This window comes from Delftia sp. DS1230, assembly GCF_040112715.1.
In the GTDB taxonomy this organism is placed as follows: Bacteria; Pseudomonadota; Gammaproteobacteria; order Burkholderiales; family Burkholderiaceae_C; genus Comamonas; species Comamonas tsuruhatensis.
Window position 1 is genome coordinate 3,194,801 of sequence record NZ_CP157763.1, and the last position, 24,054, is coordinate 3,218,854.

The 24,054-nt window shown below is 62.8% G+C and carries 22 protein-coding genes; 14 read left to right on the plus strand and 8 right to left on the minus strand.

Translation table 11 applies throughout. From position 1 onward, the window contains the following. Positions 1-121 precede the first annotated feature (121 nt). From AAN986_RS14310 to AAN986_RS14320, 3 genes are read right to left on the minus strand one after another with little or no spacing between them, the layout of a single operon-like run. Positions 122-1,048, minus strand: coding sequence for a hypothetical protein (locus tag AAN986_RS14310; protein ID WP_277422867.1), 927 nt, complete (start codon positions 1,046-1,048; stop codon positions 122-124). A 27-nt stretch (positions 1,049-1,075) separates the two neighbouring features. Further along, on the minus strand, positions 1,076-1,141 hold the full coding sequence (locus tag AAN986_RS14315) for a hypothetical protein (RefSeq protein WP_241150409.1): 66 nt from the start codon (positions 1,139-1,141) through the stop codon (positions 1,076-1,078). A gap of 11 nt (positions 1,142-1,152) precedes the next feature. Beyond that, complete coding sequence (locus AAN986_RS14320; protein WP_349335276.1) at positions 1,153-1,716, minus strand: IPTL-CTERM sorting domain-containing protein; 564 nt, start codon at positions 1,714-1,716, stop codon at positions 1,153-1,155. A gap of 307 nt (positions 1,717-2,023) precedes the next feature. On the opposite strand from AAN986_RS14320, the gene AAN986_RS14325 reads away from it, so the two are divergent. Beyond that, the gene (locus AAN986_RS14325; RefSeq protein WP_156179801.1) at positions 2,024-2,176 is read left to right on the plus strand and encodes a hypothetical protein; all 153 of its coding nucleotides are present in this window, start codon (positions 2,024-2,026) and stop codon (positions 2,174-2,176) included. A gap of 62 nt (positions 2,177-2,238) precedes the next feature. On the opposite strand, the gene AAN986_RS14330 is transcribed toward AAN986_RS14325, so the two are convergent. Further along, a complete protein-coding gene (locus AAN986_RS14330) occupies positions 2,239-3,378 on the minus strand; it encodes a hypothetical protein (protein ID WP_349335277.1) in 1,140 nt (379 codons plus the stop codon). 428 nt (positions 3,379-3,806) lie between these two features. After that, positions 3,807-3,938, minus strand: coding sequence for a hypothetical protein (locus AAN986_RS14335; protein WP_277422849.1), 132 nt, complete (start codon positions 3,936-3,938; stop codon positions 3,807-3,809). 656 nt (positions 3,939-4,594) lie between these two features. Between AAN986_RS14335 and AAN986_RS14340 the strand changes: the two genes are divergently transcribed. Next, positions 4,595-6,061 carry an IPTL-CTERM sorting domain-containing protein gene (locus AAN986_RS14340; RefSeq protein WP_349335278.1) on the plus strand — a complete coding sequence of 489 codons (1,467 nt, stop codon included), beginning with the start codon at positions 4,595-4,597 and terminating at the stop codon, positions 6,059-6,061. Between the two features lie 60 nt (positions 6,062-6,121). On the opposite strand, the gene AAN986_RS14345 is transcribed toward AAN986_RS14340, so the two are convergent. Continuing rightward, positions 6,122-6,400, minus strand: a complete 279-nt coding sequence (locus tag AAN986_RS14345; protein ID WP_016445950.1) for a hypothetical protein — start codon at positions 6,398-6,400, stop codon at positions 6,122-6,124. A gap of 130 nt (positions 6,401-6,530) precedes the next feature. Between AAN986_RS14345 and AAN986_RS14350 the strand changes: the two genes are divergently transcribed. Then, positions 6,531-7,058, plus strand: a complete 528-nt coding sequence (locus AAN986_RS14350; protein WP_156179803.1) for a hypothetical protein — start codon at positions 6,531-6,533, stop codon at positions 7,056-7,058. A gap of 42 nt (positions 7,059-7,100) precedes the next feature. On the opposite strand, the gene AAN986_RS14355 is transcribed toward AAN986_RS14350, so the two are convergent. Then, complete coding sequence (locus tag AAN986_RS14355) at positions 7,101-8,516, minus strand: HD domain-containing phosphohydrolase (RefSeq protein WP_241150353.1); 1,416 nt, start codon at positions 8,514-8,516, stop codon at positions 7,101-7,103. A gap of 785 nt (positions 8,517-9,301) precedes the next feature. Here AAN986_RS14355 and dusA point away from each other — a divergent pair. From dusA to rsxB, 3 genes are all read left to right on the plus strand, one after another. Continuing rightward, entirely contained in the window at positions 9,302-10,312 is a 1,011-nt protein-coding gene (gene dusA, locus AAN986_RS14360; protein WP_080649856.1) for a tRNA dihydrouridine(20/20a) synthase DusA, read from the plus strand. A gap of 168 nt (positions 10,313-10,480) precedes the next feature. Continuing rightward, entirely contained in the window at positions 10,481-11,854 is a 1,374-nt protein-coding gene (gene phaZ, locus AAN986_RS14365; protein ID WP_016445947.1) for a polyhydroxyalkanoate depolymerase, read from the plus strand. A gap of 23 nt (positions 11,855-11,877) precedes the next feature. Further along, positions 11,878-12,594: an electron transport complex subunit RsxB gene (gene rsxB / locus AAN986_RS14370; RefSeq protein WP_047218110.1), complete on the plus strand. Its 717-nt coding sequence runs from the start codon at positions 11,878-11,880 to the stop codon at positions 12,592-12,594. Positions 12,595-12,630: 36 nt separating this feature from the next. On the opposite strand, the gene AAN986_RS14375 is transcribed toward rsxB, so the two are convergent. Further along, on the minus strand, positions 12,631-14,169 hold the full coding sequence (locus AAN986_RS14375) for a methyl-accepting chemotaxis protein (RefSeq protein ID WP_047218111.1): 1,539 nt from the start codon (positions 14,167-14,169) through the stop codon (positions 12,631-12,633). Positions 14,170-14,357: 188 nt separating this feature from the next. On the opposite strand from AAN986_RS14375, the gene dapC reads away from it, so the two are divergent. The 8 genes from dapC to AAN986_RS14415 all read left to right on the plus strand — a co-directional run bounded on the left by dapC (position 14,358) and on the right by AAN986_RS14415 (position 24,042). Then, positions 14,358-15,563 carry a succinyldiaminopimelate transaminase gene (gene dapC, locus AAN986_RS14380; protein ID WP_047218112.1) on the plus strand — a complete coding sequence of 402 codons (1,206 nt, stop codon included), beginning with the start codon at positions 14,358-14,360 and terminating at the stop codon, positions 15,561-15,563. A gap of 51 nt (positions 15,564-15,614) precedes the next feature. After that, the gene (gene dapD / locus AAN986_RS14385) at positions 15,615-16,439 is read left to right on the plus strand and encodes a 2,3,4,5-tetrahydropyridine-2,6-dicarboxylate N-succinyltransferase (protein WP_012205450.1); all 825 of its coding nucleotides are present in this window, start codon (positions 15,615-15,617) and stop codon (positions 16,437-16,439) included. A gap of 180 nt (positions 16,440-16,619) precedes the next feature. Then, complete coding sequence (locus AAN986_RS14390; RefSeq protein ID WP_012205449.1) at positions 16,620-17,789, plus strand: PilT/PilU family type 4a pilus ATPase; 1,170 nt, start codon at positions 16,620-16,622, stop codon at positions 17,787-17,789. Between the two features lie 86 nt (positions 17,790-17,875). After that, positions 17,876-19,036, plus strand: coding sequence for a succinyl-diaminopimelate desuccinylase (dapE, locus tag AAN986_RS14395; RefSeq protein WP_047218113.1), 1,161 nt, complete (start codon positions 17,876-17,878; stop codon positions 19,034-19,036). A 20-nt stretch (positions 19,037-19,056) separates the two neighbouring features. Continuing rightward, positions 19,057-20,034 carry a 50S ribosomal protein L3 N(5)-glutamine methyltransferase gene (prmB, locus tag AAN986_RS14400; protein WP_047218114.1) on the plus strand — a complete coding sequence of 326 codons (978 nt, stop codon included), beginning with the start codon at positions 19,057-19,059 and terminating at the stop codon, positions 20,032-20,034. A gap of 1 nt (position 20,035) precedes the next feature. Beyond that, positions 20,036-21,034 (plus strand): LysR family transcriptional regulator, encoded by a 999-nt coding sequence (locus tag AAN986_RS14405; RefSeq protein ID WP_047218115.1) that lies wholly within the window; start codon positions 20,036-20,038, stop codon positions 21,032-21,034. Positions 21,035-21,218: 184 nt separating this feature from the next. Beyond that, positions 21,219-22,817 carry an AMP-binding protein gene (locus tag AAN986_RS14410; protein ID WP_349335279.1) on the plus strand — a complete coding sequence of 533 codons (1,599 nt, stop codon included), beginning with the start codon at positions 21,219-21,221 and terminating at the stop codon, positions 22,815-22,817. A 1-nt stretch (position 22,818) separates the two neighbouring features. Further along, complete coding sequence (locus AAN986_RS14415; RefSeq protein ID WP_047218117.1) at positions 22,819-24,042, plus strand: acyl-CoA dehydrogenase family protein; 1,224 nt, start codon at positions 22,819-22,821, stop codon at positions 24,040-24,042. The last annotated feature ends 12 nt before the right edge of the window (positions 24,043-24,054 follow it).

Consider the following 24,054-nt stretch of genomic DNA (forward strand, 5'->3'; position numbering starts at 1 on the left):
ACTTTTAGGGCGAGTATGGCCGCGCTGGGTTCTACAGGCAAAACTGCGACGAGCAATGCTTCAGTAATAATTATCAATAATTTCCAAAGAAAGCTCGCCTGCATGCAGAAGACAAACCAGTCTAATCGCTCAATTTTTCCAAAATAAGCGTAGCGCCATTACCCGCTTGCAAAGTAACTGCTGCAACTATTCCAAAAAACTGAAGATTCAGTGTATCTCCAGCAGCGAGCGCCAAAATTGTTTCACCATCAAATCTTGAAACGGAAATCGAGGGATTCTCCGTAAGCGGAACAACTCCTGTTCCGTTCAACAAAACTCTTACTGAAACAAGTAAAGAGTTGGTGAGTTTTATAGAATACTTAATTCTATATCTGCCACTCGATTGAACGGTGAATAATGTGTTTGCACCATTAGCAAAGAAACCTGAGATGTTCTGCGACTGAGGCAATGGAATATCGGTCCCACCGAGAACCACAGCTATTACAGAACCGCTAGTGTTGTGAGCAGCCATCGAGGTGGCGGTAGTTCCTCCAGCCCCTGCTGGTCCAGTGGGGCCTGTGGGACCAAGCAAGCCAATATCACCCTGCGCCCCCGTCGGACCTTGAAGGCCCGTGGCACCAATGGGGCCTTGAGCGCCTGTCTGGCCCGCTGGGCCTTGAATGCCAATCGGACCTGTGGGGCCCGCCGGTCCTGCCTGGCCGGCGGCTCCGGTCGCGCCCGCCGGTCCTGTGGCACCAGTCGCTCCGGTTGCTCCCGTTGGACCCGGGTTCCCCACAATCGCCCCTGCTGCGCACTTGCCCAGCCGCCCCGTCGCGTCGTCATAGCAGGCCACGCTGCCAGCCTCCGTTGTATTAGACAGGTTGGGCAGATATACATCGCCTGTTTCCATCACCCGGAGCCGCTCTGCATTGCCTGCATTGTTCTTGATGACGAATCCACCATTGGCCGGTGGTGTGATGGTGATGTCGGCGCCGCCAGGAGCCGCCACTGCAGCGCCGCTCAAGACGATGGCCGCGGCGAAAGAGACAGAGCGCAGCGTGAATTTCATGGTTTTCATGGTCTGAATGTGTAGTGGCTAACGTTGTGCAGTGCGGCGCTGACGCCAAAGCGCCAGTCCCATGAGCACAGAGAGAAGGACCAACCCATACTCGCTCAGTGTGGGAATGGCCGCAGCCGATGGCCGGGACCTGCACCGATCTGCACAGTGGGCGGAACCGTCGCATTGGTGCGTACCACCGTCGCACCGGGACCCAGGTTGATGACCGCAGTGCCGCTGGCAGCCTGCAGCACCACAGGCTGACCAGGCACCCCCTCGACGGTCAGCGTCCCGAGCACGGTGAGATTTGCCCCGACAGGCAGCACAAAGGTGCGGCCCGTGCTGCTCCTGATGGTCAGGTTCTGCACGACCAGGGTGCCGCTGAGCTGGCTGGTGTTGCCCGGATCGCAGCCGTCGCGCAGCTCGATCGTGTTGTTGCCGGCATTCAGTGATCCGTTGATCTGCAGGTCACCACCCACCGACAGCGTTCCGCCACTGTTGGTGATGGCGGCGGTACTTGCGAACGTAGCCGAAGAATCGACGGTCAGCGCGCCTCCCAGGTCCAGGGTTCCTTGCATGTCCAGCGCAGAGCAGGACAGGTCCACGGCCCCGCCCGGCGGGACAACCAGAGAGCTGCCCGGTGGATAGGACCACTGGGCCGCTGCGTTGGAGGACAGCATGAGGGCCAAGCCTGCTCCACCCAGACATCGCCAAAGGGAAAACTTCATCAGACAAGTTCCGTTGAACCTGAGCGCAAGGTGCGCACAAGTGAAATGATTGAAAGTGTCAATCATTGGCAACAGAAACAAAAAGTTAAAAATTGAGTTTTTCAACCAAGAAAACATTCGCGTTTGGCACGGGAATCCGCAGCATTGACTCCAGCGGACGGGCTCTGCCGTTCCCGATTCCGGAGGCGCATCGCTAATCCATCTTCTGATTCACGGTCTCAATTGACTGCGTTTAGCAGGGCCATCGCCGCCGCCCATCATGAAGTACATCGATGGAGATAACGCCAAGCTCGAACAGGTCAATGCCGCCATCGGCGGCGCTTTAGGGGGGGCTGCGGTATGCATTAACTCGCGGACGGAACTCCGTCGAGGCTGTCAGGCTTGGTACGACGTGCTGATGCCCGCGAACTGAGGCTTCACATGGTCGGCTGATAGCAGAGTGCTTTCGCCTACAAGAGAGGCCTCTCAGCAAACCTACTTTGTCGCGGCCAGTTGGCTGATTCTCTGCATTGCGTTGTAGATTTCGCCAGCCGTATACGAAGAAATCACTTCACTGCTAACGCCAGGAACGATGGCAGCGCTTCCCTTGTCAGCGGAGGCAATCCAATGCAGTTTAAACAAAAGCTCCTTCAGATCGGCAGTTTCCATTACATCGGACATCCACCCGTGAAACTCCAGAATGACCTCCGTACGTTTATCGCCATCCTTCGCCAGCTTGCAAAGCTGCTGAAACCAAGACGCATCACGCAGGCATTCTAAGAATTCAAGCACTTCCGGTTGATATACACCCTCCTGTCCATCAACCAAGAACTCTTTCGTCGGTGCAAATGTATCACGGTAGCGGAGGAGCGCCTGCAATTCACCAGCATTGATGTCAAAATCCAACGCTGCTAACTTCTTACGCGGCCCTTTTAACCAGCGCAGCTTCACCTCATGCAAGTCGCTTGCAATGATCCGCGGAATCTGACTCACATCCTTCTCATACATCTGAATATCCTGAACGAGCAAAGGACGCGTCCCCAGTAAAGTGGTTCTGGCGGCCTCACCAGCGCGGATGATCCAATAAGCTTGTTCCTTATCTTTGGCACTGAAGCTCTTGGAACTCTGAGCAATGAACTGAATGTACTCAGCCATTTTCCAGGCCATCACCGCCCAATAGCGGTGATCTGTCAGCTTTTCTCGGGAAGGCGATTCGTCATGAATATACTCATTCCATGGACCGCTGGGCACAGTTCCGATGGCGGCAACCACTGCGGTTTTTTCACGGGTTCCCAACCATCCATAGCCATGAGCCTTGCCCCCCTCGAAAACACATAGAGCGTAGTCTTTACTGCTCTCCTCTGATTCAAAACGGACGAAGCTTCCATCTCGCACAAAAGCAGCCAGCGCCTCAAACTGTTCGGATACCTGTTTGGTTATTTTATCAACATCAATCTCATCAATTGTCAGCAGAGTTTTTTGATATTTTCCATGCCAGCCAATAGCTGCCATTGCGGCATCCAACGGCATATCCTCTGCAATCCATCCCTTGTCCTGCAGAAGCTTGGAAATCTCCTTGCCTTGCTTCTTGGCAATCTTGATATTGATTTCAGTCTGACGAAAAGCGATACCCATTGCCAATTTCCTCTGAATATTTATCGCAAGCCTTGACACAGCTTCAGGCGCACGCATGAAACGCCCTCCCAGGCGCATGCGTTCAAGTTACGAACGCAGCTTCCCGCAGACGGAATATAGCCTCAGAGCACCCTCCGGAAGTTGACGCTTTGTCCAGTCATCACCACCTGCGGATTTATTCTCAAGCGAAGCCTGCCATTCAGAAACGATCATTCCTCGGGCGCCGAAGAGTTCGAATAATGGCTCTCAGTCCTGCCGTATTTCTTGGCCGTCGCGGTGAGCGCACAAGGGCCGTGGGCCGCTCGGACGCCCTGCGTTCCGCGCAGACCTCGCTGCGTACCGCCTCCTTGCGTACCGCCTCCTTGCGTACCGACTGCTCGGCCTTGTCCTGGATGCGCCCCGACAGCATCCAGCTCCAGTCATCACTCTCAGCGCGCTTGCGGATCGCCCCCCTGGCTGATGTTCTGCTCTGCTGCGATCTGCCTCAGGCCCTTGATGCCGGCCCTGTAGTCCAGCTCGATGCGTTCCCACTGCGGAAACTGCCTGTATTCCGTGCTCATCCCTCGAAGCTGGCAGGCTTGGGACGACCACCGCAGGGCCAGGCCGCCTAGCCGGAGTAACTACCAAGTTTCAGTGATAGACACAATATACACAAATTCATACAATTTGCAGCGCGTTTGGTCATCAAACAAAAGTTCAGCAAACAGAGCTAGAGAGATTGCGCCGATCTCCAAAGTAAGGGAACAACATGTCTTCTGGGGTTTTCCGCACATGGGTGCTAGGCGGCATCTTTGCTCTTGTCACCTACACCGGCTCTGCAAGCGCACAGCTGACCTTGTCCGCGTCCCACACCGATGCCTCTTGTAACGGGGCAAACAACGGCACGGCCACTGCCCAAATCACCCAGAACGGTGTTGCGCCCTTCAGCTACTCATGGAGTCCCTCTGGAGGCACAAACGCTACCGCAACAGGGCTCATAGCAGGCACCTATACAGTTACGGTTACTGACAATAACGGCCTGCAAGGAACAGCGTCTACGACCGTTGGACAGCCTGAAACATTGTCAGGCACGCAGTCGCAGATCAATCCCGTTGGAGGCAACAACGGTAGCGCAACAGTTGTCGCGACAGGGGGAACTCCTGGCTACGCTTACTCATGGACCCCCTCCGGTGGCGCAGCGGCAACCGCGACAGGACTGGCTCCCGGTCAATATTCGGTGACCATCACAGACTCCAAAGCCTGCCAAACCACGCTGAGCTACACGCTTGTAGCTCCTGCCGCCTCAGTGCAATCAGTAAGTGTTCCCCCCGACGGAACCTATAGTGCTGGACAGAACCTGCAGTTCACTGTGACCTACAGCGCTCCCGTGACCGTCACAGCTGGCGGCTCGCCCTCAATTCCTTTGACGATTGGTTCAACTCTGCGGCAAGCGGACTTCGTCGGTGGCAGCAACAGCTCCGCCCTGACCTTCATATATACCGTGCAGCCAGGTGATGTTGACGCAAATGGAGTGACGTTAGGAACCGCTATCGATCTCAACGGGAGCACGATGACGAGCGGTGGCACCAACGTTGTGCTGAATTTGGCGAACGTAGGCGCCACGACCGGCGTACTGGTGAATGGACAGCAAAACCAGAACATCACGTTCCCACACCCCGGCGACCAAACTTTCGGCACAACGCCAACACTGACCGCGACGGCCAGCTCCAGCCTGCCGGTGGCCTTCAGCGCAAACACAACTGCGGTATGCACGGTCACCACGGGCGGCACGCTGACTTTTGTGAACACAGGCTCTTGCACCGTTGATGCGAACCAAAGTGGTAACGCAAGCTACCTGCCTGCATCACAGGTGTCTCAAACCTTCATGGTGAATGCAGCGGCACCCGGAGCCCCCACCATCGGCAACATCGCTGCAGACGACGGGCAGGCTACGGTAACCTTCACTGCACCTGCTTCCAATGGCGGCGCGCCCATCACAGGCTATACCGTGATCGCGACCCCCGTGGCCGTGCCCGGTGCGCCTGGCGTGATCACTCAGCAAGGAACGACATCCCCCATCGTCGTGGCTGGCCTGAGCAATGGCTTCACCTATAACTTCACGGTCGCAGCCTCCAACGGGACAACCGGTGCAGCCTCTGCAAGCACACAAGCCACGCCACGCAAACTGCAACTGGTGAGCGCGCCCGGCAGCGTGCCTGGCATGACCGGCATACCGTCTGCCACGATGTCCGGCGGCGGCACCACTTGCACGCTGCAACCTGGCGGCGGCTTCGGACCTGTGACCTCCACCCCACCGAACCTGCAAGCGCCCAGCGGACAATTCGCTTTCAGCGCCGAAAACTGCACCGGATCTGTGACGATGACTCTCACCTATCCCAGCGCTCTCCCCGAAGGCGTGCAGTTCCGCAAGCCCGATGGTGTCGGCGGCTGGTTTGACCCTGCGACCGCGCTGAACGTGATCGTGGACAGCGCGCGCACCACGGTGACCTACACCATCACGGACAACGGCCCTGGTGACACCAACCCTGCCGTGGGCGTGATCGCCGATCCGCTCGTGCCCGTGCTGGCAGCAGCCCCAGCAGGCGGCGCAGCAGCCGTTCCCACGCTCAGCGAATGGGGCGCCATCCTGATGTCTGCCCTGCTGGCAATATTCGGCCTGCGCCGCATGCGCCGCCAGCGCTGATGCAGGCCTGACCTGAAAAAGCAAGGCCCGCAACTGCGGGCCTTTCCTTTGTCCGGGCGTCTAAAGGCGGCGCGCGGCGATCAGCAGGCGCTCGGCCAGCGTGGGCTTTGCAGCCAATCGTCCTGCCGTTCCCAATACACCGTCGCGGCCCGTGGCCGCGCGCGCTATCAATGCCGTGCCCAGCGCACCACTCACAAGGCGGCCCATGCCACTTTCCGCGCGCCGGGCATGGCGCAGCGCCAAGAGGCCGGCACCGAGCACCAGCCAATGCTCTCCCGTGAATCCCTTGCGAGAGTCGTCCCACTTGCGCAGGTCCTGGATCTTTTCTGAAATCGCCATTCATTGCTCCTGTTGCTTCAGAGCTGTCATGGTGTGCCAGCAACAGGCTGCAGGCTGTCGGTCCCTGGGCAAGATTCCGGTGGCGAGAGTCCTACGGACGCGCAGCGAGGACCGGCTCCAGCAATCCCGCTTGATGCGCTCCCACTGCGGCGCCTGCATGTGTTCCTTGCTCATCCTGCCGAAGGTGGCAGGCTTGGTAGGCACGACGTCGAGATTTACGCCAAGTGACCATCCGTGTTTCCACGTATATCCAGATATTACTCTTGCCAGGCGCGATTTTGATAATAAATTATCAAAATCAATTACTTTGTCAAATTTTGCATCAATTGAAATATCGAGCGGCTTTCATAATAACATTTCATGCTCAAGAATTGGCATGGTGGCGCCAATAATAAATCACAGCACAGCGAGGCATAAAATGATCGAAGGCGGATGGTGGAAAGCCTATACAAAAAATGGCCGGTATATAGGAATAATCGAAGGAGATGAATTCATAGTCGGAAAAACGAGGATTTTATATAGAATAAGCAAAAACAAGCTGTATTCAACAGAAGTACCGCCTTCACTTATAGCTGACATATCAGAAAAACAAGCAATTACAACCAATGGAGAAATTCTACTCAAATTCTCAAAAACAACCAGAGAGCGAAGGCTATAAAAAACTGGACCAAGTCCAGACCAAAATAATTATTCAATCCAATCAAACAGCCGTCGCTACAGCACGAATTGGAAACTTTCGACCAAGATCAACACGCAATTGCATTCTGCGTATCAACTCTGGCGTCAAAACTCGACCTGCTGTAAGCAAGACCAAGCCTTCCCTCGATACGAAGTCTTGAGCCAAAGTCATCCCTGGCCTCAGTTCCGAACAGGGGACATTAATTGGAGCCGGGTCGGGAGCAGGGGTCGCCTGAATCACAATTTGCAAGAAAGCATCCACAACCTCTGGATCGAATTGTGCTCCTCTACTATGCGAAATGAGCGTTCTTGCCTCTGCGCAAGTTAGCGGCTTACTGCTCAAATGCCCCACCATCAGGTCATCGTAAAAATCAGCAACCGCAATTATGCGAGCACCTATTGGAATATCCTTCCCCTTTAGGCCATCAGGGTAACCTGCTCCATCGAATCGCTCATGGTGAGACCTGACTAGAGTAGCGACAAGATGCGCATCATCTATCGACAGAAGCAGCTGCTCCCCCAAACTGCTATGGTTTCTATACTTATCCAGTTCCTCATGACTTAAACTTGGGACGGGCTTGCTTAACATCCCATCGGGAAGAGTAATATGAGCGATATCATGAATGAGCGCAGCGACAAAAGCATTCTGCTGCTCTGCTTCACTTAGCTGCATAATACTTGCGGTTCGGCGGGTTAGATCCGCAACGCGTCTTGAATGTCCGGCAAGTATACCCCCTCGCCACTCAAGCAGATTTGAAAACATTCGGATCGATGCGACGAAGCTTTTTTTAAGTTTCCTATGTGCCTCCAACAATTCGTCGTCATGCTCATGGGCAGTCAGCTCAACAGTTGCATTTAGTTCTGCCAACTCCTTCGTCAGCGCTCTATTTTTTTGCTCTAGCCGAATATTCTCATAGCGTGTAATTTTTTGATCATTCAGTTGCTCAATGACAGCCAAAAATTGCTCACTATTCCAAGGTTTGACTATGTGACGGTGCAAGCCCAGCAACCGACCAAGGCCTTTCGTAATTGCCACGGGACTGCATTCCGAAAGAAAAATCACGAACAGATCAGGGGACTGCCCAACGAGATTTTCCAGCCACTGCCCACCATCCTTGTCAATTACACGCGTATTGCATATCAACAAGTCAATTCGTCCACCAGCAAACTCAGCCAACGCTTCCGGCGCACTTGCCGCCATTCGCGTATCATATCCAGCCTGACCGAGCAACAGGCCCAACCCTGAAAAATCTTCCACCTCGCAATCAACCATCAATGCTTGCAACCGCGATTGCGGCGCGAATGATTCTTGCCTCTCTCTAACATTCATTTGGTGTGCCTCCATTTGTCTTATTCGATGCATGGCCTCGCCAATATGCCATCGAAAGGCAATGTGCAGATAGAAATTCTTTACCAACACCAAATGAATGAAGATCAAATTTATCCGCTTCTCGCCACTCACTTACATCTAGCTACCATTACCCCAGTTTCGCGCAATGGATGAAATTTGCTCCAGGCAGAGCTCTCACTTGAATTCAAGGCAGTCTTGTCGGCCACGCTTGAAGCCCGGCCGCGTAGGCGGGCACCCGCGTGCGCAGCACGCTTGAGCCTGGCGCGGTCCAGCACCTGCAGCGGCGCATCAATGCCGCGCGCGGCCGAAGCATGCAGGAAGACCTGGCGCAGCCACACCATGTCATTGAGCACGGCGGCGGGCCGGCCTCGTCCTCCGTGCGCCGCTTCTTGGTGTGGCCCATCAGATCCTGCACCGTGAGCTTGGCGGCCTGGAGGTCGGCCCGACCAGAGGCCTGCAGTCGCGCGATGCCGGCCTTTTTGCAACGGCCCCACTCAGTCACGTTTTTGGCCGCACTGACATAATCCCGCAGTGGCTCCCTCACTGAAATTTTCTTGTGCACGGCCTGGCGCCTGGCCAAAAGCGTGCTCCTGGTCCCATCTCGTGCTCGCGCCTGCGCAGCCACTCATTGGCCAGCACTTTCCGACGGTAGGCCTGGCTTTCGCGGTGGACAAACGTGCCGTTCTCCATCAGCCGGATCTGTGCGGTGCAGGCAAGCGAGCAAGCCATCCGTGCGCTTGCGTGAAGTGATGCTCCCATCTGTTTTGCGACAGGTGAAGGATGTGGCAAAGCCAGCGAGAAAATCAGCAAAAACGGGGTTGGATGGCGAAGAACCAGGCAACGACGCCAGAGCAAAGAACCCAATCAGATCAATGACAAACGTAGAAAATCAAGCACCTGCCAGCATGTGGCGCATGTCCGTTGCGCCCATGATGGACTGGACTGACAAGCACTGCCGCTACCTGCACCGACTGCTGAGCCGCCATACCCTGCTGTATACCGAGATGGTGACCACGGGCGCACTGCTGCACGGTGATGTGCCACGGCATCTGCGGTTCGAGGCCGAGGAACATCCGGTGGCGTTGCAGCTCGGCGGCAGCGAGCCGTCGGATCTGGCGCAGGCTGCGCGGTTGGGAGCGCAGTGGGGATATGACGAGATCAATCTGAACTGCGGCTGCCCCAGCGAGCGGGTGCAGCGCGGTGCATTTGGCGCCTGCCTGATGAACGAGGCGCCGCTGGTGGCCGATTGCGTGAAGGCCATGGTGGATGTGGTGGACGTGCCTGTCACGGTGAAGCACCGCATCGGCATCGACAAGGACGAGAGCTACGAATTCGTGCGCGACTTCGTGGGCACGGTGGCCGATGCGGGATGCCGCGTGTTCATCGTTCACGCACGCAATGCCTGGCTCAAAGGCTTGTCTCCCAAGGAAAACCGCGAGATCCCGCCGCTGCGCTACGAGATCGTGGCCCGGCTCAAGCAGGATTTTCCGCAGCTGACCATTGCCATCAATGGCGGCATCAAGGCCGACGCCACCGTGCAGGAGCTGCTGCAGCAGGTCGATGGCGTGATGGTGGGGCGTGAGGCCTATCACAACCCCTGGTGGCTGGCCTCGTGGGATGCGCTGTACTACGGCGATGCTGGCGTGGAGCACACGCGCGAGTCCATCGAGGAGCAGATGGTGGCCTACATGGAGCGAGAGGCGCGCACGCACGGCACGCACTGGTATTCGATAGCCCGCCATATGTTGGGGTTGCGCAACGGGCTGGCAGGTGCGCGGCGCTGGCGCCAGGTGTGGAGCAACCACCAGTTCAAGCAATTGCCGCCTTCAGAGGTGATGCGGCTTGCGCGCACCAAACCGGCCGAAGCGGCGCTTGCCGCCTAGCGCGCCGCACTGCATTGCAGGAATGCCGGGGGCTGGGCGGCCGCCAGCTTACAACCATCAGTCAAGCTATCACTTAAGCGACAGCATTAGAGGGGTTTTACTACCAATTTTCTTAGCGTGCTGCTGATATATTGCACTGCAACAAATCCAAACAACCCCCTTGTATCCATGCTCTATCAGCTCTACGAAATCCAGCGCGCCATGGTCGAGCCCTTTGCCGATTTCGCGCAGGCTGCAGCCAAGCTCTACAGCAACCCCCACTCGCTGCTGAGCCAGGGTCCGATGTCCCAGCGCATGGCCGCCGGGTTCGACCTGTTCTACCGCCTGGGCAAGGATTACGAAAAGCCCGAGTTCAACCTGCGCAGCGTCGATGTCGGCGGCGTGGACGTGACGATCCGCGAGCGGGTCGAAGTGGACAAGCCGTTTTGCGAGCTGCGCCGCTTCAAGCGCTTCTCCGACGACACCGAGACACTGCAGACCATGCTGAGCCAGCCCGTGGTGCTGATCGTGGCGCCGCTGTCGGGCCACTACGCCACGCTGCTGCGCGATACGGTGCAAAGCATGCTGGGCGACCACAAGGTCTACATCACCGACTGGAAGAACGCCCGCCTGGTGCCGCTGGCCGATGGCGAGTTCCACCTCGACGACTACGTGAACTATGTGCAGGAGTTCATCCGCTACCTGCAGGGCAAGTACGGCCAGTGCCATGTGGTCAGCGTCTGCCAGCCAACGGTGCCGGTGCTGGCTGCCGTGTCGCTGATGGCCAGCCGTGGCGAGACGCCTCCGCTGTCCATGACCATGATGGGCGGCCCCATCGATGCGCGCCGCTCGCCGACCTCGGTGAACAACCTGGCGCAGAACCGCAGCTTCGAGTGGTTCGAGAACAATGTGATCTACCGCGTGCCCGAAGGCTATCCGGGCGTGGGTCGCCGCGTCTACCCCGGCTTCCTGCAGTACTCGGGCTTCGTGGCCATGAACCCGGATCGCCACGCCAAGAGCCACTACGACTACTTCAAGGACCTGATCAAGGGTGACGACGCCAGCGCCGAGCACCACCGCAAGTTCTATGATGAGTACAACGCCGTGCTCGACATGGATGCCGACTACTACCTCGAGACCATCGCCACGGTGTTCCAGGACTACAAGCTGGTCCATGGCACCTGGGAAGTGCGTTCGCCCGAGGACAAGGTTGAACTGGTGCGCCCGCAGGACATCAAGGGCAGCGCCCTGCTGACCATCGAGGGCGAGCTGGACGACATCTCCGGCTCCGGCCAGACGCGGGCTGCGCACGATCTGTGCACGGGCATTGCCGCGGATCAGCGCAGGCACCTTGAAGTGCCGGGCGCGGGACACTACGGGATTTTCAGCGGCCGCCGCTGGCGAGAGATCGTCTATCCGCAGGTGCGCGAATTCATCAGCACCCACCAGCCCGAGAGCGCCACCGCCGCCAGCGCTGCAGGCCATGCCAGCAGCCTGAGCGATGACGCGCCAACGGCCGCCGAGCAGCCACGCAAGCGTGGCGCCAAGGTGCAGGCAGGCTGATTCCCGAGCAAGCCCGCCACGCCATGTCCTCCACCGCCATGCTCGCCCGCGACGATCTGGCAGCGCGCATAGACGCCGCGCTGCCGCAGACGCAGTGCACGCGTTGCGGCTACCCTGACTGCGCCAGCTACGCCCAGGCCGTGGCCTCGGGCGAGGCTGGCATCAACCAGTGCCCACCGGGCGGCGCTGCGGGCGTGGAGCGGCTGGCCGCATTGACGGGCCGGCCCATTGTTGCGCTGAGCGCCGAGCACGGCATGGAAGCCCCGCGCACCGTGGCCGTGATCGACGAGGCCTGGTGCATCGGTTGCACCCTGTGCATCAAGGCCTGCCCCACGGATGCCATCCTGGGGGCCAACAAGTTCATGCACACGGTGATCGCAGCCCACTGCACGGGATGCGAACTGTGCATTCCCGTGTGTCCGGTCGATTGCATCGAACTGCACAACGCCAGCGGCCCGGCCACAGGCTGGTCTGCCTGGAGCCCCCAGCAGGCCGAGCATGCGCGCCAGCGCTATGTGCTGCACCGCGAGCGTGAAGTGGAGCGCGAGCGTTTGAGTGCAAGCCGGGCAGCGACGCCTCTTGCGCAGGCAGAGCAGGCAGCAGCCGACGACGCCAGCCCTCACGCCCCCTGCCCCGCACCTCCCGTGGCCGAGAGCAAGCAGGCCACCATCGCCGCCATCCTGGCCCGCGCACGTGCCCAGCGCGCGGGCGGCGGTTCATCGCCGAACGCGTGCCAGTGAAGCCCGCCAGGCGGCAGTCTGCCTTCCAGGCCAAGGCTATGCCGCCAGCGCCAGACTCTTGTAGACGCCGCATCCCCAGTACAGCCCGCCATGCTTGCAGACGAAGGACATCTTGGTCTGTACCTGTTGCGTGGCCGGGTTTCTGAAGTCGTACTCCACCCAGCCTGGGCCGCGCTCGGCCTGGGCAATGATGTCGGCCAGCAGCTGCTCACCCCGCACGCCTGGCAGCTCCTGCACGCGCACGCCCACACGCGCAGGGTTGCCGCCAAAGGCGCGGTAGCTGCCGTCGGCGGCCAGGGCGAAAACGTACATATCGCGGTCATGGAAGGGCTGGCCGGGGTCGTTTACGGCGGCCAGCAGTGCCTCGGTGGCCACTCCGCGCCGCGCCAGGCCCAGGGCCGACTCGACCAGGGCCACGGCCTCCTCCGCCGTGCCCTGCTGCAGCCGAAAGCGCGACACCGCCCCTGACAGCATCTGCGCGCGCTGCTGCAGCGCCCGGGCCTGGTCCAGCGCATGGCCCACCATCTGCGCGTTGTGCTGGGTGATCTCGTCGATCTGGTGAACGGCGCGGCTGATCTCGGCCAGACCCGTGCTCTGGCTGCCGGTGGACTGCGACAGCTCTCCCATGTGCTCGGCCACCTGGCGGATGCCTTCGGTCACTCGCTCCATACCTCGCCCGGCCGTGCGGATCAGTTCGGTGCTGTGCTCCACCTGGGCCAGCGCATCGCCGATCAGGTGGCGGATCTCGCGCGCCGCCTCGGCCGAACGGCCGGCCAGGGAGCGCACCTCGCTGGCCACCACGGCAAAGCCGCGGCCCTGCTCGCCCGCACGCGCCGCCTCCACGGCAGCGTTGAGCGCCAGGATGTTGGTCTGAAACGCAATGCCGTCGATCACGCCGATGATCTCGCGCATGCGGCCGGCGCTGCTTTCAATGGTCTCCACCGACTCCACGGCGCGGCCCATGGCCACCACGCCTTCATCGGCCGCGCCGCGCACCGCGCTGGCCTGGTGGTGGACCACGCCCACCACGTCGGCGTTGTGCTGCACGGCGCTGCTGAGCTGCTCCACGCTGACCACGGTCTGGGCCAGGTTGGTGGCCTGCAGTTCGGTGCGATCGGACAGTGCCTGGTGCTCGTTCACCAGTTGTTGCCCGGCCTGCGCCACCAGGGCCGCATTGCTGCGCACATCGGCCACCATGCCAGACAGCGAGGTCACCATGCCGCCCAGCAAGGCCTTGGGCGTCTGGACGTCGCCTGCGCCCTCCTGGGAGGCCGCAGCCTCCACGGCCACGCGCTGGCTCAGGTCTCCCTGGGCGATGCCCTGCATGGCCTGCTGCAGCAATTCGCGCTCGCCGATCACCCGCGACCAGAGCCTGTGCATGCCGCCCAGCAGCAACCCGGCCCACAGCAGCAAGGCTGCCCAAACCCAGGGCCCCAGGCCCAGCGAATCGGCCACCAACGCCAGCGCCGGTCCCGCCAATGCCCACACCGTGCATACGAGGAAGCCGGCACCTGGGCCGGATGTATGCTTACGATGCCTGCTTCCATCTTTTTCCATGCCAGCGCCTGCCTGCATAGCTGTCTGCCTCTCTTGTCATTGGTATCTGGAACTCACCGTTTGCGAGGCCCCGCCACACGAGTTGGCATGGCCCCAGTCGAGACCATGCCAGAATAGGTAACAGAATGCAAAAAAGCCAGCGTGCAGACCCGCAGTCCCCTGTGACAACGGCATGCCGAAAGCGCATCAATCCATAATGCGAGCCCATGAATCCCCTGCTCTCCCGACTCCAGCCCTACCCGTTTGAGCGTCTTCGCAAACTGTTCGCCGGGGTCCAGCCACCGGCGGGCGTGCGCCCCATCAGCCTTGGCATCGGAGAGCCCCGCCATGCCACGCCGCCCTTCATCGAACAGGCGCTGAGCGCCGACCTGGGCGGCCTGGCCAAGTACCCGGCCACCGCCGGCGAGCCCGCGCTGCGCGAAGCCTGCGCCCAGTGGGCGCGCCAGCGCTACGGCATTGCGCTGGACGCCGCCGCCCAGGTGCTGCCGGTCAACGGCTCGCGCGAGGCCCTGTTCTCCTTCACCCAGGTCGTGGTGGATGCCAGCCAGGACGGCGCGCGCGTGATCTGCCCCAACCCGTTCTATCAAATCTACGAAGGCGCCACCCTGCTGGCCGGCGCCCAGCCGTACTACGCCCCCAGCGATGCTGCGCGCAATTTCGCGGTGGACTGGGACAGCGTTCCCGCCGACGTGTGGGAAAAGACCCAGCTGATCTTCGTGTGCTCTCCCGGCAACCCCACAGGCGCGGTGATGCCGCTGGCCGAATGGGAAAAGCTGTTTGCGCTGTCCGACCGCCATGGCTTCGTGATTGCCAGCGACGAGTGCTACAGCGAGATCTATTTCGACGGCACCGCCCCCCTGGGCGGCCTGGAAGCCGCACAGCGCCTGGGCCGCACGGACTACAAAAACCTGCTGATGTTCACCAGCCTGTCCAAGCGCAGCAATGTGCCTGGCCTGCGCAGCGGTTTCGTGGCGGGCGATGCGGCCCTGATCAAGGCCTTTTTGCTGTACCGCACCTACCACGGCGGTGCCATGAGCCCCGTGGTGCAGACGGCCAGCATGGCGGCCTGGGCCGACGAGGCCCATGTCGAGGAAAACCGCCGCCTTTACCGCGAGAAGTTCAACCAGGTCACGCCCGTGCTGGCGCGCGTGATGGATGTTCGCCTGCCCGACGCAAGCTTCTACCTCTGGGCCGGCATTCCCGAATCGCTGGGCCTGGACGACGCCGACTTTGCACGCGAGCTGTATGCCGCCACCGGCGTGACCGTGCTGCCCGGCAGCTACCTGGCGCGCGAGGCCAATGGCCGCAACCCCGGCGCCGGGCGCGTGCGCATGGCCCTGGTGGCCGAGACCGCAGAATGCCTGGAAGCCGCCCAGCGCATTGCACAGTTCATAGAATCGCGCCAGCGCTGAGACAGCCCTGCGCTCCCCTTTCCTCACAAACCCTTTGATCACCAAAGCCATATGACGCAACAGCTGCAATCCATCATCGACACCGCCTGGGACAACCGTGCCAGCCTCTCCCCCGCTGCCGCCCCCAAGGAAGTGACCGAGGCCGTGGACCACGTGATCGAAGCCCTGAACAACGGCCAGCTGCGCGTGGCCACGCGCGAAGGCGTGGGCCAGTGGACCGTGCACCAGTGGATCAAGAAGGCCGTGCTGCTGTCCTTCCGCCTCAAGGACAACGTGCTGATGCAGTCCGGCGACCTGAACTTCTTCGACAAGGTCCCCACCAAGTTCGCCGGCATGACCGAGGCCGAGATCGCCGCCACCGGCGTGCGCGTGGTGCCCCCGGCCGTGGCCCGCCGCGGCAGCTTCGTTGCCAAGGGCGCGATCCTGATGCCTTCCTACGTGAACATCGGCGCCTATGTGGACGAAGGCACCATGGTTGACACCTGGGCCACCGTGGGCTCCTGCGCCCAGGTCGGCAAGAACGTGCACCTGTCCGGCGGCGTGGGCCTGGGCGGCGTGCTGGAGCCGCTGCAGGCCAACCCGACCATCATCGAAGACAACTGCTTCATCGGCGCGCGTTCCGAGATCGTCGAAGGCGTGATCGTGGAAGAGAACTCCGTGATCTCCATGGGCGTGTACATCGGCCAGTCCACCCCCATCTATGACCGTGCGACCGGCGAGACCAGCTATGGCCGCGTGCCTGCCGGCTCGGTGGTGGTGTCGGGCAACCTGCCCAAGGACAACGGCCGCTACAGCATGTACGCCGCCATCATCGTCAAGAAGGTCGATGCCAAGACACGCTCCACCACGAGCCTGAACGACCTGCTGCGCGATTGATCCGCATCCGCACCGCGCCAAAGGCGTGGTTGCGGCGCCAAAACATCCCCTGTTCAGGGGATGGAGCAAGGCATACTCTCGAGGGCGTCCCCGGCCACCAGGCAGCGGACGCCCGTTTCACGTCACAAGAGCGTGCAGACGATCCAAGAACAGCGGTAGTACACGAATTTGGGGGAAAACATGGGCACGATGGAGAGGATTTTGCGCCTGATGGGCGAGAAGCAGGCGTCCGACGTCTACCTAGCGGTCAACGCGCCGGCGCTGATCAAGATCAACGGCGAATGCGTGCCCATCAACAACCAGCTGCTGCCGCCCGACGCGCCGCGCAGCCTGCTGGCCGAGATCGTGCCGGCCGAGCGCCTGCAGGAGCTGGACGAAACGGGCGAGCTCAACATGGGCGTGCCGCTGCGCGGCGTGGGGCGTTTTCGCGTCAGCGCCATGCACCAGCGCGGCAGCTGCGCCGTGGTGATCCGCTTCATCGCCCAGCACATTCCGGCCATGGACACGCTGAACCTGCCGCCCGTGCTGGGCGAGCTGATCATGCAAAAACGCGGCCTGCTGCTGGTCGTGGGCTCCACGGGCTCGGGCAAGAGCACGACGCTGGCCTCGATGATCGATGCGCGCAACGAAAAGCTCACGGGCCACATCCTCACCATCGAGGACCCCATCGAATACCAGTTCCGCAACAAGCGCTCCATCGTCAACCAGCGCGAAGTGGGCTCGGACACGGCATCGCTGCAGATCGCGCTCAAGAACGCGCTGCGCCAGGCCCCTGACGTGATCCTGATCGGCGAAATCCGCGACCGCGAGACCATGTCCTCGGCCATGGGCTTTGCGCAGTCGGGCCACCTGTGCCTGGCCACGCTGCACGCCAACAACAGCTACCACGCGCTCAACCGCATCCTGTCCTTCTTCCCCGAGGAAATCCGCCCCACCATGCTGGGCGAGCTGTCGGCTGCGCTCAAGGGCGTGATCTCCCAGCGCCTGGTGCGCACCGTGGACGGCGGCCGCATGCCAGCCGTCGAGGTCATGCTCAACACCAAGCTGATCGCCGACCTGATCGAGCGCGGCAACTTCTCGGGCGTCAAGGAGGCCATGGAAAAATCCATGGCCGAAGGCTCGCAGACCTTTGAAGAGGCGCTGGCGCAGTTGGTCCGCTCCGGCCGCATCGACCGCGCCGAAGCCCTGGCCTTCGCCGATTCGCCCACCAACCTGATGTGGCGCCTGGAAAACGACGTGGTCAAGGCCAGCCATGCCGCGCCGTCCAGTCAGTTCGCCGAACTGGCCACCCCCGGCGAGGACGACATGCCCTCGTTCACGGAAATCATGCTGGAAGTCAAGCCGAACTGATCGGCTGGCCCCGCAGCGTTCACAATGTCGGAGCACGCTGGCGGCAGCCGGCCCTCCGACTTTTTTGTTTTTTGATTCCACCCACCATGTCCCGCACCCTGCAACTGACCGAGCAGCTGATCAGCCTGCCCTCCGTCACTCCCGAAGACGCCGGCTGCCTTGAACTCCTGGCCGATGCCCTGCAGCCCATGGGCTTTGCCTGCGAGCGCATCGACAGCGGCCCCGACAGCTTTCGCGTGCGCAACCTCTGGGCCCGGCGCTCCGGGACAGGCGCCGACCGGCCCGTGCTGGTCTTTGCCGGCCATACCGACGTGGTGCCCACCGGCCCGCTGGAACAGTGGAGCAGCCCGCCCTTCGTGCCCACGCACCGCGACGGCAAGCTGTACGGCCGCGGCGCCAGCGACATGAAGACCTCCATCGCCGCCTTCGTCGTGGCACTGGAGGAATTCCTGGCCGAGACACCGACCCCCTCCTTCGACATTGCCCTGCTGCTGACCAGCGACGAGGAAGGCCCTTCGGTGGACGGCACCAAGGTCGTGGTCGAGCTGCTGCGCGAGCGCGGCGAGCGCCTGGACTGGTGCATCGTCGGCGAGCCCACCTCGGTGGAGCGCACGGGCGACATGATCAAGAACGGCCGCCGGGGCACCATGAGCGGGCGCCTCACGGTCAAGGGCATCCAGGGCCACATCGCCTACCCGCAGCTGGCGCGCAACCCCATCCACCAGGCCCTGCCGGCCCTGGCCGAACTGGCCGCCACGCGCTGGGACGAGGGCAATGCCTTCTTCCCGCCCACCAGCTGGCAGATCAGCAACATGCATGGCGGCACGGGCGCATCCAACGTCATTCCCGGCCATGTGACCATCGACTTCAACTTCCGCTTCTGCACCGAGTCCACGGCCGAATCGCTGCAGCAGCGCGTGCACGCCGTGCTGGACCGCCACGGGCTGGAGTACGAGCTGGCCTGGACCATTGGCGGCCAGCCCTTCCTGACCACGCCGGGCACGCTGGTGAGCGCCGTGCAGGCGGCCATCCGCGCCGAGACCGGCCTGGAGACCGAGCTGTCCACCACGGGCGGCACCAGCGACGGCCGCTTCATCGCCCAGATCTGCAGCCAGGTCGTGGAGGTGGGCCCGCCCAACGCCAGCATCCACAAGATCGACGAGCACATCGTGGTGGCCGACATCGAGCCCATCAAGAACATTTACCGCCGCACGCTCCAGGAGCTGCAGCGCCAGCAGGCCATCTGAACGCGACCAAGGAGCCGACGATGACATCCGCCCCCACCCCTGCCAATATTCCCGCCATCTCGGGCAGCACCATCGCCGACCTCGTGGCATCCGGGGCCGCAGCGCTCACGGCGGCCGGCGTGGCCTTTGGCCACGGCACGGCCACGGCCGAAGACGAAGCGGCCTGGCTCACGCTGTGGAAGCTGGGCCTGCCGCTGGACAGCGAACTGGCGCCCGGCGCGCCCGAATCCCTGGCCGGCCAGGCCGTCAGCGCCCAGCAGCAGGCCGAAGTGGCCGAGCTGTTCGCAGAGCGCATCCGAACGCGCAAGCCCGCCGCCTACCTCACGCGCGAGGCCTGGCTGCAGGGCGTGCCCTTCTACGTGGACGAGCGCGCCATCGTGCCGCGCAGCTTCATTGCCGAGCTGCTGGCCGACGGCAGCATCGACGGCTGGCTGTCCGACCGCACGCGCCGCGTGCTGGACCTGTGCACCGGCAACGGCAGCCTGGCCTGCCTGGCGGCCATGGCCTGGCCCGAGGTCGAGGTCACGGGTGCCGACATCTCGGCCGACGCGCTGGCCGTGGCGCGCATCAACGTGGACCGCCATGAACTCGCCGAGCGCGTGCAATTGCTGGAAAGCGACGGACTGGCCGCCCTGCCCGGCCCCTGGGACCTGGTGCTGTGCAACCCGCCCTATGTGAATGCCGACAGCATGTCGCGCCTGCCCGCTGAATACCAGGCCGAGCCCGAACTGGCGCTGGCCGGCGGCGCCGACGGCATGGACTTCATCCGCCGCCTGCTGCTGGACCTGCCCTCGCGTCTGGCCAAGGAAGGCGTGGTCGTGCTGGAAATCGGCAATGAAAAGGACTTCTTCGAAGCCGCCTTCCCCGACCTGCCCGTGTTCTGGCTGGACACCAGCTCGGGCGACGAGCAGGTGCTGCTGATCACCCAGGAGGCACTGCGCGCCTGGACCGAAGGCGACATCGAGGCCCTGCGCCCCACCTACCGCCCCCTGGGCTGAGATGGACCTGCGGGCGCTGCGCTACTTCATCGCGGTGCTGGAGGCGGGCAGCCTCTCGCGCGCCGCGCACTCGCTGTACGTGGCCCAGCCCGCGCTCACGGCGCAGATCAAGAAGCTGGAAGGCGAGCTGGGCGCCCAGTTGCTGGAGCGCAGCCACGCCGGCGTGACTCCCACGCCGGCCGGCGCCCAACTGTACGAGGACGCACGCCGGCTGCTGTCCGACGCCGATGCGATGCGCGAGCGCATACAGCGCCTGCCGCAGGGCCCCGAAGGCTCGGTCACCATCGCCCTGCCCTTTTTGCTGACCAGCCTGCTGGCCGGCCCCGTGATCGCCAGCCTGCGCAACAGCCACCCGCGCATACGCATCTTCGTGCTTGACGACCTCAGCCTCATGGTGCAAAAGGCCATGCTGGACCGGCGCGCAGACCTGGCCATTCTTGTGGACACGGCCAGCCTGCACGACATGCAGGTGCAGCCCATGGCCGAGGAATCCATCTACGTCTGCGGCCAGGACGTCGATGGCAGCGTGGCCCCGCTGCTGCGCCCCGCGCCGGACGGCGGCCTGCCTCACATGGACTTTGCCCACGCCTGCCAGCTGCCGCTGGTGCTGCAGTCGCGCCGCTTTTCCATCCGCCAGACCGTGGAGGCCGCGGCCGACGCACGGGACCTGCGGCTGAACATCGTCCACGAACACGATTCCGCCCGCGTCATCCGCTCGCTCTACCACTGCGGCGCGGGCTTCACCTTCACGCCCGCCTGCTCGCTGAGCGATGCGCCCGCCTGGCTGCGCGAGGAAGCCAAGGCTGCGCCCACGGCCATCCAGCACGGCTGGATCGTGGCCCAGGTCACGGCGCCCGCGCTGCTGCGCCGCTACTTCCTGGCCGTGCAGGCCAACCGCAGCAGCGACCCGGCGCTGCAGGTGGTTCAGCAGGCGCTGATGGCACAGGCCCGACAATTGATCACGGCCGGCATCTGGCAGGCACGCTGGCAGCAGGCATGACGGCATGACGGCATGACCGCAGGGATCTGGGCACGGGGTCATCAGCAAATACCGCAAGGGTTGATCTGGACATCAATTTTTCTGATGCGCCTGAATCACTAAACGGTATTTCCCCGCTCCAGGCCTCTTCTGGAACAGTGCATGGCACGCCGCGCAAAACGCGCGGCTTCAGCCAAGGAATGCCATGCACGAGACATCCCGGCCCACCGCAGGCCACCCCCATTCCCACTCCCTTCCCATTCCCAATGTCGGCGAACTGGTCGCGCGCAGTTGCAGGGCCCACGGCGCGCAGCCGGCCGTGACCAGCGCCGCGCGCAGCATCAGCTATGCCGAGCTGGAGCAGCGCTCCAACCGCCTGGCGAACGCCCTGCTTGCCCAGGGCCTGTCCCGTGGCGACCGCGTGGGCATCTACCTGCCCAACTGCGTGGAAATCGTGGAGATCGAGATCGCCTGCTACAATGCAGGGCTCATCAAGGCGCCCTTCAACGCACGCCTTTCGCCGCGCGAAGTGGGCGATATCGCGGCCAACAGCGATGCCGCCGTCATCGTGACCACCTCAGCGCGCGCCGAGGCCTTCAAGCCGCACCTGCAGTCTGCCGACGTGCGCCTGCTGCTGCTGGACGGCCCCGCCGGCGAAAGCTACGAGGCCCTGCTCGCCCGCGCCAGCGACCGCTTCCAGCCCGTGGCCGTGCACGAGCACGAGGTGGCCGTGCTGCACTACACCTCGGGTTCATCGGGCGTGCTCAAGGCCGCCATGCAGACCTTCGGCAACCGCCTGGCCCAGCTGCGCAAATTCCTGATGCGCGGCGAGGGCATGCAGGCCGGCCACGTGCTGGGCCTGGTGGGGCCGGTCACGCACGCCTCGGGCATGCAGATGGTGCCGGCGCTGTGCACGGGCGCCACCATCCACTTGTTCTCAGGCTTCGAGCCGGGCGCCTTCATGGCCGAGATGCAGGCGCGGCGCGTGACCCATACCTTCATGGTGCCCACCATGATCAACATGCTGCTGGCCGAGATCGGCGGCCGCTACCGCCCCCTGCCCGACCTGCTGCGCCTGGGTTACGGCGCAGCGCCCATGGCGCCCGCACGCATCCTGCAGGCCATGGACGTGTTCGGCCCCATCCTGTCCCAGGGCTATGGCGCGGGCGAGACCACCTCCGGCGTCTGCGGCCTGACGGTGCAGGACCACCTGCAGGCGCGCGCATCGCGCCCAGAGCGGCTGGCTTCCTGCGGCCGGCCCTTCCTGGAATCCCTGGTCGAAGTGCTGGACGACGAGGGCCGCCCGGTGCCCGAGGGCGAGATCGGCGAGATCGTGGTCAGCGGCGCCGATGTCTTTGCAGGCTACTGGCGCGCGCCCGAGCTGACGGCCGAGGTGCTCAAAAACGGCCGCTACCACACGGGCGATCTGGCCCGCATGGACGAGCAGGGCTTTGTCTACATCGTGGACCGCAAGAAGGACATGGTCATCAGCGGCGGCTTCAACGTCTATCCGTCCGAGGTGGAGTCCGTGCTCTACGAACACGCCTCGGTGGCCGATGCCTGCGTGTTCGCCATTCCCGACGACAAATGGGGCGAGGCCGTGGCCGCCCACATCGTGCTCAAGCCTGGCCTGGCCGGCGACAGCGCCGCGCTGGACCGCTTCTGCGCGGAGCGCCTGGGCGGCTTCAAGCGTCCGCGCCACATCGAATTCGTGCAACAGCTGCCCAAGAACCCCAACGGCAAGGTCATGCGCCGCGCCGTGCAGGCGCCCTACTGGGCCAACCACGCCCGCAAGGTGAACTGAGATGAACGCCAAAGACACTCTCCCCGCCGCCAACGCTGCCCTGCTGGAAATGCCCTTTGAAGGCTCGGAACGCGCAGCCGGCCTGATCGACGCGCTCAACGCCTTCATCCACGGCGAACTGGCCGACCTCGCCCGCGCGCATGGCGTGGACCATGAAAACAGCGCCTCCACCGAGCTGCTGCGCCAGGTCTGGAAGCTGTCGCATGCGCGCGGCTTCTACGGCATGACCCTGCCCGAGTCCATGGGCGGCGCCGGCCTGTCCGTGCTCGATCAGGTGCTGGTCAAGGAGGCCATCTACGCCACGGGCTCGCCCTTCGCGCCCCATGTGCTGGGCGAACTCAGCGGCCCGCCGCGCATAGGCGCGCTGATCCGCAAGGCCACGCCGCTGCAGATGGAGCAGTTCATCCTGCCCGTGGCGCGCGCCGAGAAATCCATCTGCTTTGCGCTGACCGAGGCAGCGGCCGGCTCGGACGCGGGCGCGCTGGAGACGCGCGCCGTGCTGGAAGGCGACCATTACGTGCTCCACGGCCGCAAGCGCTTCATCTCGGGCTCGCCGTTTGCCGACTTCGCCGTGCTCATGGCCTCGACCGCGCCCGAGGGCAGCCCGCAGCGCGAGATCAGCGCCTTCTTCGTGGACCTGCATGCACCGGGCGTGCAGGTGGTCAGCGGCTACAAGACCATGGCCGGGCAGTCCAGCACGGGGGACATCGTGCTCGACGGCTGCCGCGTGCCCGCTGCCCAGTTGATCGGCGAGCCGGGCCGGGGCCTGGCCCTGGCGCTGGGCCGCATCACCGTCAACCGCCTGCTGCACTGCCCGGCCATGCTGGGCCTGGCCCAGGTGGCGCTGCGCGATGCGCGCGACTATGCGCTGGGGCGCCAGCAATTCGGCCGCAGCATTGCCCAGTTCCAATCCATACAGCACATGCTGGCCGACATGGCCACCGAATGGATGGCCGCGCGCGCACTGATGGTGCAGACGGCCCGCGCCATCGACGCCGGCATCGATGCGCGCGCCCAGGCCTCGATGAGCAAGCTGTTCTGCTCGGAGACGGCGTTCCGCATTGCCGACCGCGCCGTGCAGATCCATGGCGGCGAAGGCATCGTCCAGGGCCGGCGCGTGGAATTCCTGTTCCGCATGCTGCGCATGTACCGCGTGCTCACGGGCACCAGCGAGATACAGCGCAACACCATCGCCAAGGAACTGCTGGAGCGGACCGGCGCCTGAAGCTGGCCGGCA